Here is a 16,393-nt window from a genome sequence, read left to right as displayed (position 1 = left end):
CACGTCGGGAGGCGTAGAATCCAGGTCATCTATTAAGGAGACCACCATGAAACGCGACCATTTTGTTGTTCAAAGCCCTGACAAACCGGCTAAACAGTTACTGCTTCTGTTTCATGGCGTTGGCGATAATGCCGTCAATATGGGTCAGATTGGCAGCTGGTTTGCGCCCGTGTTTCCGGAGGCATTGATTGTCAGCATCGGTGGCGTAGAGCCATGTGGTCCGAACGGACGCCAGTGGTTCTCTGTTCAGGGCGTGACGGAAGAGAACCGTCAGGCTCGCATCGACGCCATCATGCCTACCTTTATCGACATCGTCCGCTACTGGCAGCAGCAGAGCGGCGTGGGTGCTGACGCGACCGCGCTGATTGGCTTCTCGCAGGGGTCAATCATGTCGCTGGAAAGCGTAAAAGCGCAGCCGGGTCTGGCGTCACGCGTCATTGCGTTTAACGGCCGTTTTGCGACGTTACCGACAAGCGCGACCACGCAGACCACGATCCACCTGATCCACGGTGGTGAAGACCGGGTGATTGAGCTCTCGCATGCGGTTGCCGCTCAGGAAGCGCTGATTCGCGAAGGTGGGGACGTGACGCTGGATATTGTTGACGATCTGGGCCACGCGATTGACGACCGTAGCATGCAGTTCGCGCTCGATCGTTTGCGCTATACCGTACCGAAGCACTACTTTGATGAAGCGCTCAGCGGCGGCAAGCCGGATAACGATGATATTGTAGAGTTTATGTGATTATTTCCCCTCACCTCTAAGGGGGAGGGAACATGGCTCCCCTCGCCCCTCTGGGGATGTACGGTCCGGGGACATGGTAGACAGGTGTTCGGGGACATGGTGAACACTTTTTAACACCCTTTACCCATGGTGATCGACTTTTTCTTCAGGTCGATCACCCCCACTTTCGTGCTGTACCACCACACTTCATAGCAGCCATTTTCCTCCGTCTCCTTCAGCCCGACCCGCTCTCCCCTGAACGCCTTGCCTGCGCTCAGACTCACCCCTTTCACGCTCAGCTTGCCGCTGATATCCACTTTCCTGACCATCACCCCGTCATCATATTCCGGTGGCGTCATGATGCCTCTGTACTGCCGCGCTGACGGCTGATACCGCGAGGCCGGTACCGCCATATCCAGCGCCTCGTGCGGGCGTTCAAGGTTGTAGACCGTCCGCCAGTGGTCAAAGGCGCGCTGCAGCTCACCGCTGTCCGCGAACCATTTTCCCTGCAGCACTTCGGCCTTCAGGCTGCGGTGAAAACGCTCCAGCTTGCCCTGCGTCTGCGGATGATAAGGCCGGGAATGGCCCACCCGGATACCCTGGCGCATCAGCCACAGCTCCAGCGCTGTCCAGGTACCGGTGGTGTCGCCCCACGGTGAGCCGTTGTCCATCGTCATCCGGTCCGGCAGGCCGTAGCGTTCAAACACGCTGACCAGTTGCTGCTGCACGGTCTCGCGCCGTTCATCGGTACAGTGTGTGAGGCACAGGGAAAAACGGGAGTGGTCGTCCAGCAGGGTGAGCGGATGGCTGCGGCCACCGTCAAAGGAAAAGTGGCCCTTAAAATCCATCTGCCAGAGGCGGTTCGGCGCGTCGTGTTCGAAGCGGCCCGTGCCGGGAATGCCCGGTGAAGCGCCCGGCAGAAGACCATGGCGGGCCATCAGGTTATGGACGGTGCTGAAGGCGGGCATGCGGTGCCCCTGGTCTTCGAGCCAGCGCTTAATCTTGCGTGCTCCCCAGCGTTCATGGCGGTCATGGGCCATGCGCAGCAGGGCTGTAATGTCGTCTGACGAGCGGTTCGGGGAATGACGGGGTATGCGGGGGCGGTCCTGAAGGCCGGACGGGCCTTCCTGAGCCCAGCGCTGAAGCCACTTGTAGCCGGTGGCAGGTGAAATGCCGTAGTGACGGCAGAGGTAACGGATGTTCGCCCCGTCCTGCGAGGCGAACAAAACAAACTCGGTACGTAATGACATGGTATCTCTCGCATCCCAGGGCATAAGCGACTCCATAAACGGGTTCTTATGCCTTAGTTGTAAGTGTCTACCATGTCCCCGAACAAGTGTTCACTATGTCCCCGGATCGTACAGGGGAGAGGGGCTGGGGGTGAGGGGATTACTTCTTCTGGTCCTTCTTCGGCCAGTCGTCGTCATCGTCCCACTTGTCGTTAAAATCACGGTGCGGGGGAAGATCCGGTTTGTTGGCGAGAAATTTTTTATGGTCAACGCGCTTAAGATCTTTAATCACGTTCAGCAGTACGCCAACCAGAAAAACTAACACCAGAATCCACCAGTACTTTGAAAGCCAATCCATTCGCTATTCCTCTCAGAGCGTTCGTCAGGCGACGAGTTGCTCCATAATACGTTGATACATACGGGCCAGCAGTTGCAAATCTGCCGCATTGACACACTCATTGATTTTATGAATGGTTGCGTTCACTGGACCCAGTTCGACAACCTGGGCGCCCATACGGGCGATAAAGCGTCCGTCTGAGGTGCCACCCGTTGTCAGCAGCTGTGGCTTAATTTCATTATAGTGCTCGATGGCGTTCACCACCGCATCCACCAGCTTACCGCGCTGCGTCAGGAACGGCTGGCCGGAAAGCCACCACTCCACAGTGTAGCGCAGGTGATATTTTTCCAGCAGCGCGATAACGCGCGCCTTGATCATCTCATCGGTCAGTTCGGTGCTGAAGCGGAAGTTAAACTGGACGAAGTAATCACCCGGGATCACGTTATTGCTGCCGGTCCCGGCCTTGACGTTCGCAATCTGCATGCTGGTTGGCGGAAAAAATTCGTTGCCTTTATCCCACTCGATGCCCACCAGTTCGCTCAGCATCGGCGCAGCGCGATGGACCGGGTTATCGGCCAGATGCGGGTAAGCCACGTGCCCCTGAACGCCGTGAATGGTCAGGTTACAGGTCAGCGAGCCTCGGCGCCCGTTTTTGACGACATCGCCCACCACTTCGGTACTGGACGGCTCACCGACCAGGCAGTAGTCGAGACGCTCGTTACGCGCCATCAGCGCTTCAACAACCTTCACGGTGCCGTTATGGGCGCTGGCTTCTTCGTCGGAGGTGATTAAAAACGCCAGACGGTTTTTGTGGTTTGGATGCTGAGCCACAAAGCGCTCTGCCGCCACGACCATCGCCGCCAGCGAGCCTTTCATGTCTGCCGCGCCGCGACCAAACAGCATGCCGTCGCGGATGGTCGGTTCAAACGGCGGGTTGATCCAGCGATCCGCGTCACCGGCGGGAACGACGTCAGTATGCCCGGCAAAGGCCAGCGTTTCGCCCTGTCCGCGCCACGCCCAGAAGTTCTGGGTATCGCCAAAATCCATGCGTTCAACGGTAAAACCGATGGCACGCAGGCGCTCAATCATAAGTGCCTGACAACCTGCGTCGTCCGGGCTAAGGGAAGGACGGCGAATAAGCTGCTGAGTCAGCTCAATGACCGGGCATGACATAAACTACACCTCAACGAAAAAAGTCGGAATAAAGGGTTTCACTGAAACCCAGCAGCATAGGCTGCCCTGGCGCGCAGAGCAATGGGCGTTTGATAATTGCCGGCATGTCGAGCATCAGTTTTGCCGCGCTGTCGGCGTTGTTGATGCTGGCGCGCAGAGATTCGTCCAGCTTACGCCAGGTGGTGCCGCGGGTGTTCAGCAGGGCTTCCCACCCCAGCTCGCCGATCGCGCTATGCAGAAATTCTGCATCAAGCCCGTCTGCACGGTAATCGTGAAAACGATACTCCACGTCGTTTGCTTCCAGCCAGCGGCGGGCTTTTTTGATGGTGTCGCAATTTTTAATGCCGTACATCACAACCATGGTGAATCCTTTTGACCTAATGATGATTAAATGTTCAGTAAATTCGAAGATATATCCTTAAGTGGAATATAACACATTCAGGAATCGTCTGGATTTACGCTTCTTCTTAATTCAACTCACATCTGTACGCTGAATATTCTTTCACCCTTTAAGCATAGATGTCCATAAAGTTTAAATTTCGAATAAACTCAGCGGGTAAAATAAAACTCACCCGTTCGGAGGGTTATTTCAAAATATTGCTAGCCGTCACAAAAAATTGAGGCCTCTCCGTTCATATTTATCATAAATCCCCGCAGGACGTGGGGTACAATCACAGCAATTGGTTAAATAATCTTCACAATGATGGTCCGTTTTTGTAGAATGCGCATAATAATAAGAGAGGTTGTTATGATTGAACGTGAACTGGGGAACTGGAAAGATTTTATCGAAGGCATGCTTCGTAAATGACATTCAGTAAGAATTGCAAGAGCACTAAAATAAGTAAAATAACCATAGTGTGAATTAATCACACAATAAAAAGGCGGCCGATAAAGCCGCCTTTTTTATTTCAATCACTTACTCAGCCCGTTCCTTTAGCGGGAAGCGACGACGCACCAGCACAAAGAACAACGGCACGAAGTAAATGGCCAGGATGGTGGCCGAAATCATGCCGCCCATCACCCCCGTCCCGACGGCATGCTGGCTGCTGGAGCCTGCACCCGTACTGGTTGCCATCGGCAGTACGCCAAAGACAAACGCCAGCGACGTCATCAGGATCGGGCGTAAGCGCTGACGGCAGGCGTGCAGCGTGGCGGCCATCAGCTCGTGGCCTTTGGCATTCATCTCGTTGGCAAATTCAACGATCAGAATGGCGTTTTTCGCCGATAGCCCAATCACGGTGAGCAGACCCACCTGGAAGTAAACATCGTTCTCGAGGCCGCGCATCCAGGTCGCCAGCAGCGCACCGATAACCCCAAGGGGCACGACCAGCATGACCGAGAACGGTACCGACCAGCTTTCATACAGTGCGGCTAGGCAGAGGAAGACCACCAGCAGAGAGAGCGCGTAAAGTGCGGGAGCCTGTGCCCCGGAGAGACGCTCCTGGTAGGACATGGCCGTCCACTCCAGACCAAAACCGGCGGGCAGCTGCTGGACCAGTTTTTCCATGGTATCCATAGCGGTACCGGTACTGACGCCCGGCGCAGCTTCCCCGACGATTTCAACCGCAGAGTAGCCGTTATAGCGCTCCAGACGCGGCGAACCGCTCTCCCAGCGCGAGGTGGCAAACGCGGAGAACGGCACCATGCCGCCAGCGTTATTCCTGACAAACCAGCGGTTTATATCATCCGGCAGCATGCGGAACGGCGCGGCGGACTGGACATACACTTTTTTCACGCGGCCGCGATCCATAAAGTCATTCACATAGCTTGAGCCCCACGCCGTTTGCAGGGTGTCGTTGATATCGTTGATCGAGACGCCCAGCGCCTGCGCCTTACGCTGATCGATATCCACCTGGAGCTGCGGGCTGTCGTCAAGACCGTTATGGCGGACGCGGGTCAGGCCAGGATCGTTGCCCGCCAGCGCTAACAGCTTATCGCGTGCCGCCATCAGCGCCGTGTGGCCCGCACCGGCGTGATCCTGCAGCTCCATATCAAACCCGGCGGAACTGCCCAGACCGCTTATCGCCGGCGGGCTGCTGGCGAAGACGCGCGCCTCTTTAATATGCGCAAAAGCTTTGGTCGCACGTTCAATAATGGCAAATGACGTTCCGGTTTTGGTATCGCGCTCGTCCCAGTCCTTCAGGCGGACGAACATGCGGGCGACGTTCTGCCCGTTTCCGCCCGGGCCAGAGCCCACGGTGGAGAAGACCGACACAACGTTATCTTTCTCTTTGGTGAAGAAGTACTGCTCCACTTTCTGGACCACTTTCAGCGTCTGCTGCTGCGTTGCGCCGCTCGGGAGCTGAACCGAGGTGGTGAACATGCCCCGGTCTTCCATCGGCAGGAACGAGGTGGGGAGATGCATAAACAGCCAGACCATGCCGCCCAGCAGCACAACGTAAATCATCATCCAGCGCAGGCTGCGATGGAGCACGCCACCGACGGCAGATTCATACCGCGCGGCATTGCGGTTGAACATCCGGTTAAACCAGCCGAAGAACCCTTTTTGCCCGTGCTGCTCCCCTTTGTGCAGCGGTTTCAGAATGGTGGCGCACAGCGCGGGGGTGAGGATCAGCGCCACCAGCACGGAGAGCACCATCGCCGAGACGATGGTTATTGAGAACTGACGGTAAATCGCCCCGGTTGTGCCGCCAAAAAAGGCCATCGGGATAAAGACGGCCGACAGCACCATCGCGATACCGACCAGCGCCCCCTGAATTTGCCCCATGGATTTGCGCGTCGCCTGGCGCGGGGAGAGTCCTTCTTCGCTCATGATGCGTTCGACGTTTTCAACCACCACGATGGCATCATCCACCAGAAGGCCAATCGCCAGCACCATCGCAAACATCGTCAGGGTGTTAATGCTGTACCCGAACGCGTAAAGCACCGCAAAGGTCCCCAGCAGCACCACGGGCACGGCAATGGTTGGGATCAGCGTCGCGCGGAAGTTTTGCAGGAACAGGTACATCACCAGGAACACCAGCGCGATGGCCTCCAGCAGGGTCTTCACCACGTCCTCGATCGACGCTTTAACGAAGGAGGTGGTTTCATAGGCGACTTTGTACTCCAGCCCGTGCGGGAAATACTGTGAAAGCTCGTCCAGACGGTCCAGCACCAGTTTCGCCGTGGCCATTTCGTTTGCGCCCGAGGCAAGCTTTATCCCCAGACCGGAGGCCTGATTGCCGTTAAAGCGGCTTAGGTAGTCATATTTTTCCGCCCCCATTTCCACCGTGGCGACATCGCCCAGACGCACTTCCGACCCATCCTGATTCACGCGCAGGGTGATGTTGCGGAACTGGTCCGGCGTCTGCAGCAGGGATTGCGAATTGATGGTGGCGTTCAGGGCCTGCTTATCGACGGACGGCGTTCCCCCCAGCTGCCCCACCGCAATCTGGGCGTTCTGGGCCTTGATGGCATTCGTCACGTCGGTTGCCGTCATCTGGACGCTGTTCAGCTTGTTGGGGTCGAGCCAGATGCGCATAGAGTATTGTGAGCCATAGGCGTCGATATCCCCGACGCCGTTGATACGGCTGATGGGATCCTGAATATTACTGGCGACGTAGTCGGCAATGTCCTGTTTATCCATCGAGCCATCTGTCGAGACAAACGCGATGGTTAAAATGTTGGTATCACCGGTTTTACGCACGGTCACGCCCTGATTCTGCACCGCCTGGGGCAGCTTGCGCATGGCCGACTGCAGCTGGTTTTGCACCTGCTGCACCGCTTCGTCCGGGTCCGTGCCCGCCTTAAAGCTCAGGGTAACCGTCGCCTGGCCCGTGGCGCTACTTTGTGAGGACATGTACATCAGGTTATCCAGACCCGTCATGTTCTGCTCGATAACCTGCGTCACGGTGTTTTCCAGCGTTTGAGCGGAGGCGCCGGGGTAGTTTGCCGTTACGCGCACGTTAGGCGGTGCCAGATCGGGGTATTGCTCAACAGGAAGTGAAGTAATCGCCAGGACACCTGTCAGACACAACAGGATGGCAAGCACCCAGGCAAAAATGGGGCGATCGATGAAAAAATTCGCCATGAAAGTGTGACCTCGTTTTGCTGCACGTCATTATTGTTTATTGCCCGCATAACTTTAGCGGTAAGGCCCAGGTCAAACGTGGAGAAATAAAGGAGATAATGTAAATTATCATGCGCTTTTTCCCGCGCGTCCTCCTTTACCGTTATTTACCCGTTAACGGCGCGGGTGCAGGGAACGTCACGCTGACCAGCGTGCCGCCGTTTTGCGGCTGCGAGAAGTGCAGCATTCCTCCGAGCCGTTGCGCACGTTCGCGCATAATATTCAGGCCGTAATGTCCTGGCGGCTCGCTGGCTTCGCCAATCCCGATGCCGTTGTCACGAATGCTGACGCTGTGCGTACCGTCCACGGCGGTCACGCAGCTGACGGTGATCTCGCTGGCCTGCGCGTGCTTAATGGCGTTCAGCACGGCCTCACGCACGATCTGCAGCAAATGCACCTGCTTTTGCGCGTCCAGCGCCAGCGAGGAGAGGCGGCAGTCTAAATGCAGCTTCGCCTGCGTCTGGCTCTGCAGGACGTCGAGGGACTCCTGCAGCGCCGCGGGTAAGTTTGCGTGGTTCAGCGTCAGGCGGAAGGTGGTGAGCAGCTCGCGCAGCTGCTGCCAGGCATTATTCAGCTCGCGTGAGAAGTCGGTGATGATGGTCTGCGCCGGGGTATTTTCCTCGGGCACGGCGCGTTTGAGTAGCGCAAGCTGAATGCGCAGATACGACAGCACCTGCGCCAGCGAATCGTGCAGCTCGCGGGCAATGGTGGCGCGCTCTTCCATCAGCAGCAGCTGCTGGTAATGTTTTTGCGCCTGGTTAAAGTACAGCCCGCGCCCGAGCATGGTCGCCACGCTTCTCATCAGCGGAAGGGGAACGCTGTCCGTCTCGCTTTGCCAGCGCAGCTCGCCGTAAAGGGTGTCCTGCATCAGTACCGGCAGGTGCTGCAGAGGAATACCATGTGACTCCGTCCCTTCAGACAGCCGCCAGTCGTCGCTGGTGCGCAGTTCGAGATAATTCATCTGCGTATAGTCATGGACAATCTGCAGGATATGCCGAAAGCAGTGGCTGTCTATCTGGCCGGTATTCAGCGCCTGAGAGCATTTGAACAGCATGTCGAGCTGCTGGTGGGCTTCATGCAGATGCCGAGTCTTTTCCGCGACCGAGGCTTCGAGCGAACGGTAGAGCGTAGCCAGCTCGGCGGACATGTGGTTGAAGGCGCGGGAGAGTTGGCCCAGCTCGTTCGGCAGGGCGGTATCGGGCGCCGGGGTTGCAAATTCCCCTCGCTCAACCCGTTCGCTGGCCGCCACCAGATTGTTAAGCGGCAACACCACCTGGCGACGGATGCGTCGCAGGGTAAATAGCGTCAGCAGCAGGATCCCGAGAGCGCCCGCCAGCGAGAGCAGGGTCACCGTCTGGATTTTATGTTCGGTGTAGTTCTGGAGGGCGAGCACAAAGGCATCAATGCGGCCGACAAAATCCTCAATGTGGGTTTGATACCACGCGCTGTCGCCGCGGGCGATGCGCGCATCCATCTCCAGCCAGGCTACGTGCAGCTGCTGGTAGCGCGCTTTAACATTGTCCGGGACGTACCAGCGGTTCAGCTTCTGCAGGGCAGGCGCGCTCAGCGTCCGTTGCCAGCTGTCGCGATGCGCGGCAAGGGCATGGCTGTTGCGCTGCATCTCGTAGCCCAGACGATAGCTCTGCATGCGCAGCGAACCCGCGATATTAATGGCTTCGGCGTCACGCTGGCTGCTGGCTAGCGTCAGCAGCGCGACGGTACTGGTCAGCACCGATAAGGCAATTATCGAAAAGAAAGCCCAGGCAAGGCTTCCGGAAACGGGTCGTTTAACGGTCACAGAACGGCTCTCTGAATAAAATTGATCTGCTACAGGTTCACTGTAAATAATTCGGCATTCCGGGCATTTGAACATTGCCCGATCGCGCCGTGATGCGTAAATACCATATTCATACAAAGAATAAGGTTATTGAACCAAAAACAGGTGTGGTTATGAATCGTTTTATTATGGCTAACAGCCAGCAGTGCATCGGGTGTCGCGCCTGCGAAGTGGCCTGCGTGATGGCGCACAACGATGAGCAGCACGTCCTGAGCGAGCGCCATTTTCATCCCCGCATTACGGTCCTGAGGTCCGGCGAGAAGAGTAGCCCCGTCACCTGCCATCACTGTGAAAATGCGCCCTGCGCGCAAAGCTGTCCGAACGGCGCCATCAGCAAATGCGATGACAGCGTACAGGTGAATCAACAAAAATGCATCGGCTGTAAGGCCTGCGTGGTGGCCTGCCCGTTTGGCACGATGGAGATTATCGTCACCCCGCTCGACAACGGCGGCGTGAAGGCCTCGGCGAATAAATGCGATCTCTGTCTGACGCGGCTACACGGCCCGGCCTGTATCGAAAATTGCCCGGCAGATGTCCTCTCACTGGCGACGCCTGCTGTCCTTGATACTCTGGCGAAATCGCGCCGCCAGCGCACGGCCTGCCTGGAAGCGCAGCCCTGGCATGCGGAAGCCGTCAGAGAGGACGCTTCGCGCACCAAACTGCATCAGATGCAAACAACCCCGCCACGCGGCGAGCCCGACAAGCTGGCTGCCGCAGAACGCGTGGGCCATTTTAACGAAATTTACCTGCCGTTCCGGGACGAGCAGGCCGCCCGCGAGGCGTCGCGCTGCCTGAAATGCGGAGAGCACAGCATTTGCGAATGGACCTGCCCGCTGCATAACCACATCCCGCAGTGGATCGAGCGCCTCAACACGGGGGATATCGCCGGCGCGGTCGAGCTTTCACATCAGACCAACTGTTTACCTGAAATTACCGGCCGCGTCTGTCCGCAGGACCGATTATGCGAGGGTGCCTGCACAATACGTGAAGAGGCGGGATCCGTGACCATCGGTAACATCGAGCGCTATATCTCCGATCGGGCGCTGGCGATGGGCTGGCGGCCAGATATGTCCGCCGTCACGCCGACAGGTAAACGTGTCGCGATCGTCGGCGCGGGGCCCGCCGGGCTGGCGTGCGCCGACGTGCTGGCGCGCAGCGGCGCGAGTGTGACTGTCTATGACCGGCATCCGGAAATTGGCGGATTGCTGACCTTTGGCATCCCGGCATTCAAGCTGGACAAATCGCTGCTCGCGCGGCGCAGAGAGATATTTACCGCGATGGGGATCCGCTTCGAGCTGAACTGCGAGGTGGGCCAGGACGTGTCGATGTCGCAGTTAAAGAACGAGTACGACGCCCTGTTTATTGGCGTGGGAACCTACCGCTCGATGAAGGCGGGTATCCCGCATGAAGACGCGCCTGGGGTTTATGACGCGCTGCCTTTCCTTGTAGGTAATACGCGCCATGTTATGGGGCTGGAGTCGACGGCCAGCGAACCGTTTATCGATACCCAGGGCTTAAACGTGGTGGTGCTTGGCGGGGGCGATACCGCGATGGACTGCGTCCGCACCGCGTTACGCAACGGCGCGGCAAAGGTGACCTGCGCCTATCGTCGGGATGAGGCCAATATGCCGGGCTCGAAGAAAGAGGTGAAGAACGCCCGAGAAGAGGGCGCGGCGTTTGAATTTAACGTCCAGCCGGTTGAGCTGACGCTGGATCCGAACGGTAAGGTCAACGGTATCCGAATGCTGCGTACTGAGCTCGGTGAACCGGACGCGCAGGGACGGCGTCGACCGGTTCCCGTGGCGGGCAGCGAGTTCGTGATGGCCGCTGATGCGGTCATCATGGCGTTTGGTTTTAACCCGCACGCGATGCCGTGGCTGCAGGCGCAGGGTGTCGAAACGGACGACCGGGGGCGGATCGTTGCCTCCGTCGAGAGCCGCTACCGTTACCAGACGACTAACCCACAGATCTTCGCCGGGGGCGATGCGGTACGCGGCGCGGATCTGGTGGTGACCGCAATGGCGGAAGGGCGTCATGCGGCGCAGGGGATACTCGACTGGCTTGGGGTTAACGCCCCAAATCATCATTAAACCGGCGGGCGACAAAGCGGGATTGACGGCGTAGTATAAGACGACTCATTGTGTTGTGGAGCCCGTATGACCCTGAAAATTGACGTTATCAAAGACAAAATTCTCTCTGAAAACTACTTTGTCCTGCGTAACATCACCTATGATCTTACGCGTAACAACGGTGAGGTGATCCGGCACAAACGCGAGGTCTACGACCGCGGCAACGGGGCAACCATTCTGCTCTATAACCGTGAAAAGCAGAGCGTGGTGCTGATCCGTCAGTTCAGGGTGGCGACATGGGTTAATGGCAACCCTGACGGACGTCTGATTGAAACCTGCGCGGGCCTGCTCGATGATGATGAGCCGGAAGTTTGTATCCGCAAAGAGGCCGTGGAAGAGACCGGCTTCGAAGTGGGCGAGGTCAAAAAGGTCTTCGAGCTGTTTATGTCGCCGGGCGGCGTAACGGAAATTGTGCATTTCTTCATTGCGGAATACAGCGACGCGCAGCGCACTCACCGGGGCGGTGGCGTGGAGGATGAAGATATCGAAGTGCTGGAGCTTCCTTTTGCCCGGGCGCTGGAGATGGTGCGTTCAGGCGAAATCAGGGATGGTAAAGCGGTGATATTACTGCAGTATTTACAGACAACCGGGCTGATGAACACCACTTTCGAACGGATATAGCCTGTTTTTCGGGTATATCTGATAAATCCGATTGAGCAACCCCGGCGGGAACACGAAGATACTGCCCAGTTAAGCGTTTTCGTTCCGGGATTGTGTCATTCATGCGCTACAGCGTCTTTTTGTTTTACCTGTTTTGTGTGCTCCTCGCGCCGCAGGTGCGGGCTGCACCTGCCCAGCAAGCCTTCTCCGACTGGCAGGTAACCTGCAATAACCAGAATTTTTGCCTCGCACGCAATACCGGTGAACACCGTGGTCTGGTCATGACGCTCACCCGTAGCGCCGGGGCGAAAACGGACGCCACGCTGCGTATCGATCTCGGCGGCCTTGATACGCCCTCGGTAAAAGAGCCAGAGATTGCCCCCCGGCTGCTGCTGGATAACGTTCCCCTGAAGCTGGACAAACAGCGCTGGCAGCTCACGCCCTGGCATCTTAAAACGGACGATGCGGCCACCATCACCGCCTTTCTGAAAAACATCCAGGAAGGGAAGGCCCTGACCCTGCGCGACGGCAAGCAGGTTATTTCGCTGAGCGGTCTGAAAGCCGCGCTGCTGTTCATTGATGCGCAGCAAAAGCGCGTCGGCAGCGAAACCGCGTGGATCAAGAAAGGTGACGATCCGCCGTTAAGCGTTCCGCCTGCTCCTGCCCTTAAAAAGGTGGCGGTCGTCAACCCGACCCCGACGCCGCTCTCCCACGCCGAACTGAACGACCTGCTGGATTATGGCACCGGGCGGATGAACACCAGCCAGTGCTCGCTGGATCCTAACCGCCGGGAAGTGCGCGTCACCGCGTTAACCGATGACAAAGCGTTGCTGATCGTCAGCTGCGAGGCGGGGGCCTATAACACGGTCGATCTGGCGTGGCTGGTATCGCGTAAAAAACCGTTCACCGCGCGCAGCGTCAGGCTGCGTCTGCCGTTTACGCCGTCAGGCGACGGGAGCGAAATGGAGTTGATGAACGCGAGCTTTGATGAAAAGACGCGCGAGCTGACAACGCTCGCGCTGGGGCGCGGTTTGGGCGATTGCGGGATCCAGACGCGCTGGCGTTTTGACGGCCAGCGCTTCCGCCTGGTTCGCTACGCCGAGGAGCCCAGCTGCGACAACTGGAACGGGCCAGATGCCTGGCCCACGCTGTGGATCACGCGGTAGTTTTATGCCGGGTGGCGCTGTTGCTTACCCGGCCTACGGTTTGGCGGTTTTAGTAGGCCGGGTAAGGCGTAGCCGCCACCCGGCAACGCAGACCCCACTAGATCACGCTCAGCGCCTTCTCCACCACGTTCTCAACGGTAAAGCCGAAGTACGGGAACAGCTTATCGGCAGGGGCGGACTCGCCGTAGCCCCGCATGCCGACAATCGCCCCTTTGAGCCCGACATATTTGTACCAGTAGTCGGCAATACCGGCTTCCACCGCTACGCGAGCCGCGACGCTGGACGGCAGGACCGATTCCCGGTACGCCTCGTCCTGGGCGTCGAAAATGTCCGTTGAGGGCAGGGACACCACGCGCACCGCGTGACCTTCGGCAGTCAGTTTCTCCGCCGCTTTCACCGTGATTTCCACCTCGGACCCGGTCGCAATCAGGATCACGTCCGGCTTGCCGCCGCTGTCCTTCAGGATGTAGCCGCCGCGGGCGATGTTTTTGACCTGCTCCGGGGTTCGCTCAATCTGCGCCAGGTTCTGGCGTGACAGGATCAGTGCCGTTGGGCCGTTGTGGCGTTCTACCGCCAGCTTCCAGCCCACCGCCGCTTCGACCTGATCGCACGGACGCCAGGTGCTGAAGTTCGGCGTCAGGCGCAGGCTTGCCAGCTGTTCAACCGCCTGGTGAGTAGGCCCGTCTTCCCCGAGTCCGATGGAGTCATGGGTGTAGACCATAATCTGCCGCGCCTTCATTAAGGCCGCCATGCGCGCCGCGTTACGGGCGTACTCGACGAACATCAGGAAGGTGGCGGTGTACGGCACAAACCCGCCGTGATGGGCGATGCCGTTGGCAATGGCGGTCATCCCAAACTCGCGCACGCCGTAGTGGATGTAGTTCCCGGCGATGTCCTCTTTCAGCGATTTTGAGCCCGACCAGATGGTCAGGTTGCTGGGCGCCAGATCCGCCGAGCCGCCGAGCAGTTCGGGCAGGAGAGGGCCGATTGCGTTCAGGGTATTTTGCGACGCCTTGCGGGTGGCGATTTTCGCCGGGTTGGACTGCAGGTTTTCAATCAGCGCCTGGGTTCTATCGTCCCAGTCCTCCGGCAGGCCACCGCTCATGCGGCGGGAAAACTCGGCGGCGAGATCCGGGTGCGCTTTTTTGTAGGCGGCGAACTTCTCGTTCCAGGACTGCTGGGCCTTTTCACCCGCCTCACGGGCATCCCAGGCTCTGTAGATCTCTTTCGGGATCTCAAACGGTGGATGTTTCCACCCCAGCTTCTGCCGGGTCAGCGCGACTTCCTCCTCGCCCAGCGCCGCGCCGTGCGCCTCCTCTTTGCCCGCCTTGTTCGGCGAGCCGAAGCCGATGACCGTGCGGCAGATAATCAGGGACGGTTTATCCTTCACGCTCTGCGCTTCCTGAATCGCTTTTTTCACCGCCTCAGGATCGTGGCCGTCGATCTCGTGCACCACGTGCCAGTGGTAGGCTTCAAAGCGTTTTGCCGTGTCGTCGGTAAACCAGCCTTCGGTATCCCCGTCGATGGAGATGCCGTTGTGATCGTAGAAGCCAATCAGCTTGCCGAGCCCCAGCGTGCCCGCCAGGGAGCAGACCTCATGTGAAATCCCCTCCATCAGGCAGCCGTCGCCCATAAACACGTAGGTGTAGTGGTCGACAATCTCGTGGTCCGGCTGGTTAAACTGTGCCGCCAGCGTGCGTTCAGCAATCGCCAGCCCGACCGCATTGGCCAGCCCCTGACCGAGTGGTCCGGTCGTCGTTTCCACCCCCGGGGTATAGCCAATTTCCGGGTGCCCCGGCGTTTTGGAGTGCAGCTGGCGGAAGTTTTTCAACTCCTCAAGCGGCAGATCGTAGCCGGAAAGGTGCAGCAGGCTGTAGAGCAGCATTGAGGCGTGACCGTTGGAGAGAATAAAGCGGTCGCGATCGTACCAGGTCGGGTCATTGGGGTTGTGCTTCAGAAAGTCGTTCCACAGCACTTCGGCAATATCAGCCATGCCCATCGGCGCGCCGGGGTGGCCGGAATTGGCTTTTTGCACGGCATCCATGCTGAGGGCGCGAATGGCATTGGCTAGCTCTTTACGGGACATAGTTCACTCCGTGGCAAGGTTAAAGTTTGGCGGCGAGAAGATCTTCAAGTTTGCGCTGGTCGACGGCGAACTGGCGGATGCCGTCCGCCAGTTTTTCCACGGCCATGGCGTCCTGATTGTGCTCCCAGCGGAACTCCGCTTCGGTCATGGCTTTCGGTTTTGGCAGAACGGTGGAGGTCGGCACCAGCTTGCGGATCACCGTTTCTTCTTTGTCCTGGAGCTCCTGGAGCAGGTTAGGGGAGATGGTCAGACGGTCGCAGCCTGCCAGGGCGAGGATCTGCTCGGTACGGCGGAAGCTGGCCCCCATCACGATAGTTTCGTAGCGGTGCTGTTTGTAATAGTCGTAGATATTACGGACCGATTTCACGCCCGGATCCTCATCCACTACGTACGGATCAATCGGCTGTTTCGCCTGATACCAGTCGTAGATGCGCCCGACAAACGGCGAGACGAGGAACACGCCCGCTTCAGCGCAGGCGCGCGCCTGGGCAAACGAGAACAGTAGGGTCAGGTTGCAGTGGATGCCCTCTTTTTCCAACACCTCAGCCGCGCGGATGCCTTCCCAGGTGGACGCCAGCTTGATCAGAATGCGTGATTTATCGATCCCCTGCTCCTCGTACAGTTCCACCAGGCGACGCGCCTTATTAATGCTCTTTTCTTTATCGAACGAGAGGCGGGCGTCGACTTCGGTCGAGACGCGGCCCGGGATGCTTTTAAGAATTTCCGCACCAAAATTAACCGCCAGCTTATCGCTGGCTTCGGCGACCTGCTGCTCCTGCGTTTTCCCGCGCTGTTTACCGTAGGCAATGGCGTCATCAATCAGATGACTAAAATGGGCGAGCCCTGCAGCTTTGAGCAGTAGCGAAGGGTTAGTGGTCGCGTCCTCCGGCTGATAGTGGCGAATCGACTCGATATCGCCGCTGTCTGCAACCACGGTGGTGAATTTTTTGATGCCGTCTAGCTGGTTCATAAATGATTACTCCTTGGAAATAAAAGAGTTAGATGAGTGCGTTAGTTCACACTTCTGGAAAAATCATGATGGACTT

Annotated in this window: 13 protein-coding genes; 5 read left to right on the top strand and 8 right to left on the bottom strand. The window is 58.1% G+C overall.

Annotated elements, in window-relative coordinates; translation table 11 throughout:
• Nucleotides 1-46: 46 nt before the first annotated feature.
• Nucleotides 47-742 (top strand): esterase, encoded by a 696-nt coding sequence (gene ypfH, locus EnteroDNA1_RS07985; RefSeq protein WP_069303154.1) that lies wholly within the window; start codon nt 47-49, stop codon nt 740-742.
• A 110-nt stretch (nt 743-852) separates the two neighbouring features.
• Here ypfH and EnteroDNA1_RS07980 read toward each other — a convergent pair whose 3' ends face one another.
• The 4 genes from EnteroDNA1_RS07980 to EnteroDNA1_RS07965 form a co-directional block, all read right to left on the bottom strand.
• Nucleotides 853-1,995: an IS481 family transposase gene (locus EnteroDNA1_RS07980; protein WP_069303153.1), complete on the bottom strand. Its 1,143-nt coding sequence runs from the start codon at nt 1,993-1,995 to the stop codon at nt 853-855.
• Between the two features lie 115 nt (nt 1,996-2,110).
• Nucleotides 2,111-2,308 (bottom strand): YpfN family protein, encoded by a 198-nt coding sequence (locus EnteroDNA1_RS07975; protein ID WP_014171111.1) that lies wholly within the window; start codon nt 2,306-2,308, stop codon nt 2,111-2,113.
• Between the two features lie 24 nt (nt 2,309-2,332).
• Complete coding sequence (gene dapE / locus EnteroDNA1_RS07970) at nt 2,333-3,460, bottom strand: succinyl-diaminopimelate desuccinylase (RefSeq protein WP_039263709.1); 1,128 nt, start codon at nt 3,458-3,460, stop codon at nt 2,333-2,335.
• A gap of 10 nt (nt 3,461-3,470) precedes the next feature.
• Nucleotides 3,471-3,821 (bottom strand): ArsC family reductase, encoded by a 351-nt coding sequence (locus EnteroDNA1_RS07965; protein WP_064673735.1) that lies wholly within the window; start codon nt 3,819-3,821, stop codon nt 3,471-3,473.
• A 387-nt stretch (nt 3,822-4,208) separates the two neighbouring features.
• Between EnteroDNA1_RS07965 and ypfM the strand changes: the two genes are divergently transcribed.
• Nucleotides 4,209-4,268: a protein YpfM gene (ypfM, locus tag EnteroDNA1_RS22325; RefSeq protein WP_015572204.1), complete on the top strand. Its 60-nt coding sequence runs from the start codon at nt 4,209-4,211 to the stop codon at nt 4,266-4,268.
• Nucleotides 4,269-4,376: 108 nt separating this feature from the next.
• Here the strand turns inward: ypfM and acrD are convergent, their stop codons facing one another.
• Together acrD and narQ are read right to left on the bottom strand one after the other, a co-directional pair.
• Nucleotides 4,377-7,490 carry a multidrug efflux RND transporter permease AcrD gene (gene acrD, locus EnteroDNA1_RS07960; RefSeq protein WP_069303152.1) on the bottom strand — a complete coding sequence of 1,038 codons (3,114 nt, stop codon included), beginning with the start codon at nt 7,488-7,490 and terminating at the stop codon, nt 4,377-4,379.
• A 142-nt stretch (nt 7,491-7,632) separates the two neighbouring features.
• Nucleotides 7,633-9,327 carry a nitrate/nitrite two-component system sensor histidine kinase NarQ gene (gene narQ, locus EnteroDNA1_RS07955; protein ID WP_069303151.1) on the bottom strand — a complete coding sequence of 565 codons (1,695 nt, stop codon included), beginning with the start codon at nt 9,325-9,327 and terminating at the stop codon, nt 7,633-7,635.
• A gap of 152 nt (nt 9,328-9,479) precedes the next feature.
• Between narQ and aegA the strand changes: the two genes are divergently transcribed.
• The 3 genes from aegA to EnteroDNA1_RS07940 all read left to right on the top strand — a co-directional run bounded on the left by aegA (nt 9,480) and on the right by EnteroDNA1_RS07940 (nt 13,261).
• A complete protein-coding gene (gene aegA / locus EnteroDNA1_RS07950; RefSeq protein WP_069303150.1) occupies nt 9,480-11,456 on the top strand; it encodes a formate-dependent uric acid utilization protein AegA in 1,977 nt (658 codons plus the stop codon).
• Between the two features lie 66 nt (nt 11,457-11,522).
• Nucleotides 11,523-12,116, top strand: a complete 594-nt coding sequence (nudK, locus tag EnteroDNA1_RS07945) for a GDP-mannose pyrophosphatase NudK (RefSeq protein WP_064673731.1) — start codon at nt 11,523-11,525, stop codon at nt 12,114-12,116.
• A 101-nt stretch (nt 12,117-12,217) separates the two neighbouring features.
• On the top strand, nt 12,218-13,261 hold the full coding sequence (locus EnteroDNA1_RS07940) for a DUF1176 domain-containing protein (protein ID WP_048978872.1): 1,044 nt from the start codon (nt 12,218-12,220) through the stop codon (nt 13,259-13,261).
• 97 nt (nt 13,262-13,358) lie between these two features.
• On the opposite strand, the gene tkt is transcribed toward EnteroDNA1_RS07940, so the two are convergent.
• Together tkt and tal are read right to left on the bottom strand one after the other, a co-directional pair.
• Nucleotides 13,359-15,347 carry a transketolase gene (tkt, locus tag EnteroDNA1_RS07935; protein WP_069303149.1) on the bottom strand — a complete coding sequence of 663 codons (1,989 nt, stop codon included), beginning with the start codon at nt 15,345-15,347 and terminating at the stop codon, nt 13,359-13,361.
• Between the two features lie 19 nt (nt 15,348-15,366).
• Nucleotides 15,367-16,317, bottom strand: a complete 951-nt coding sequence (tal, locus tag EnteroDNA1_RS07930; protein ID WP_069303148.1) for a transaldolase — start codon at nt 16,315-16,317, stop codon at nt 15,367-15,369.
• Nucleotides 16,318-16,393: the final 76 nt, after the last annotated feature.

Origin of the sequence: Enterobacter sp. HK169 (assembly GCF_001719105.1) — a bacterium.
In the GTDB taxonomy this organism is placed as follows: domain Bacteria; phylum Pseudomonadota; class Gammaproteobacteria; order Enterobacterales; family Enterobacteriaceae; genus Enterobacter; species Enterobacter asburiae_B.
The sequence above is the reverse complement of the archived record's forward strand: the minus strand, read 5'-3'. Positions and strand labels throughout refer to the sequence as shown.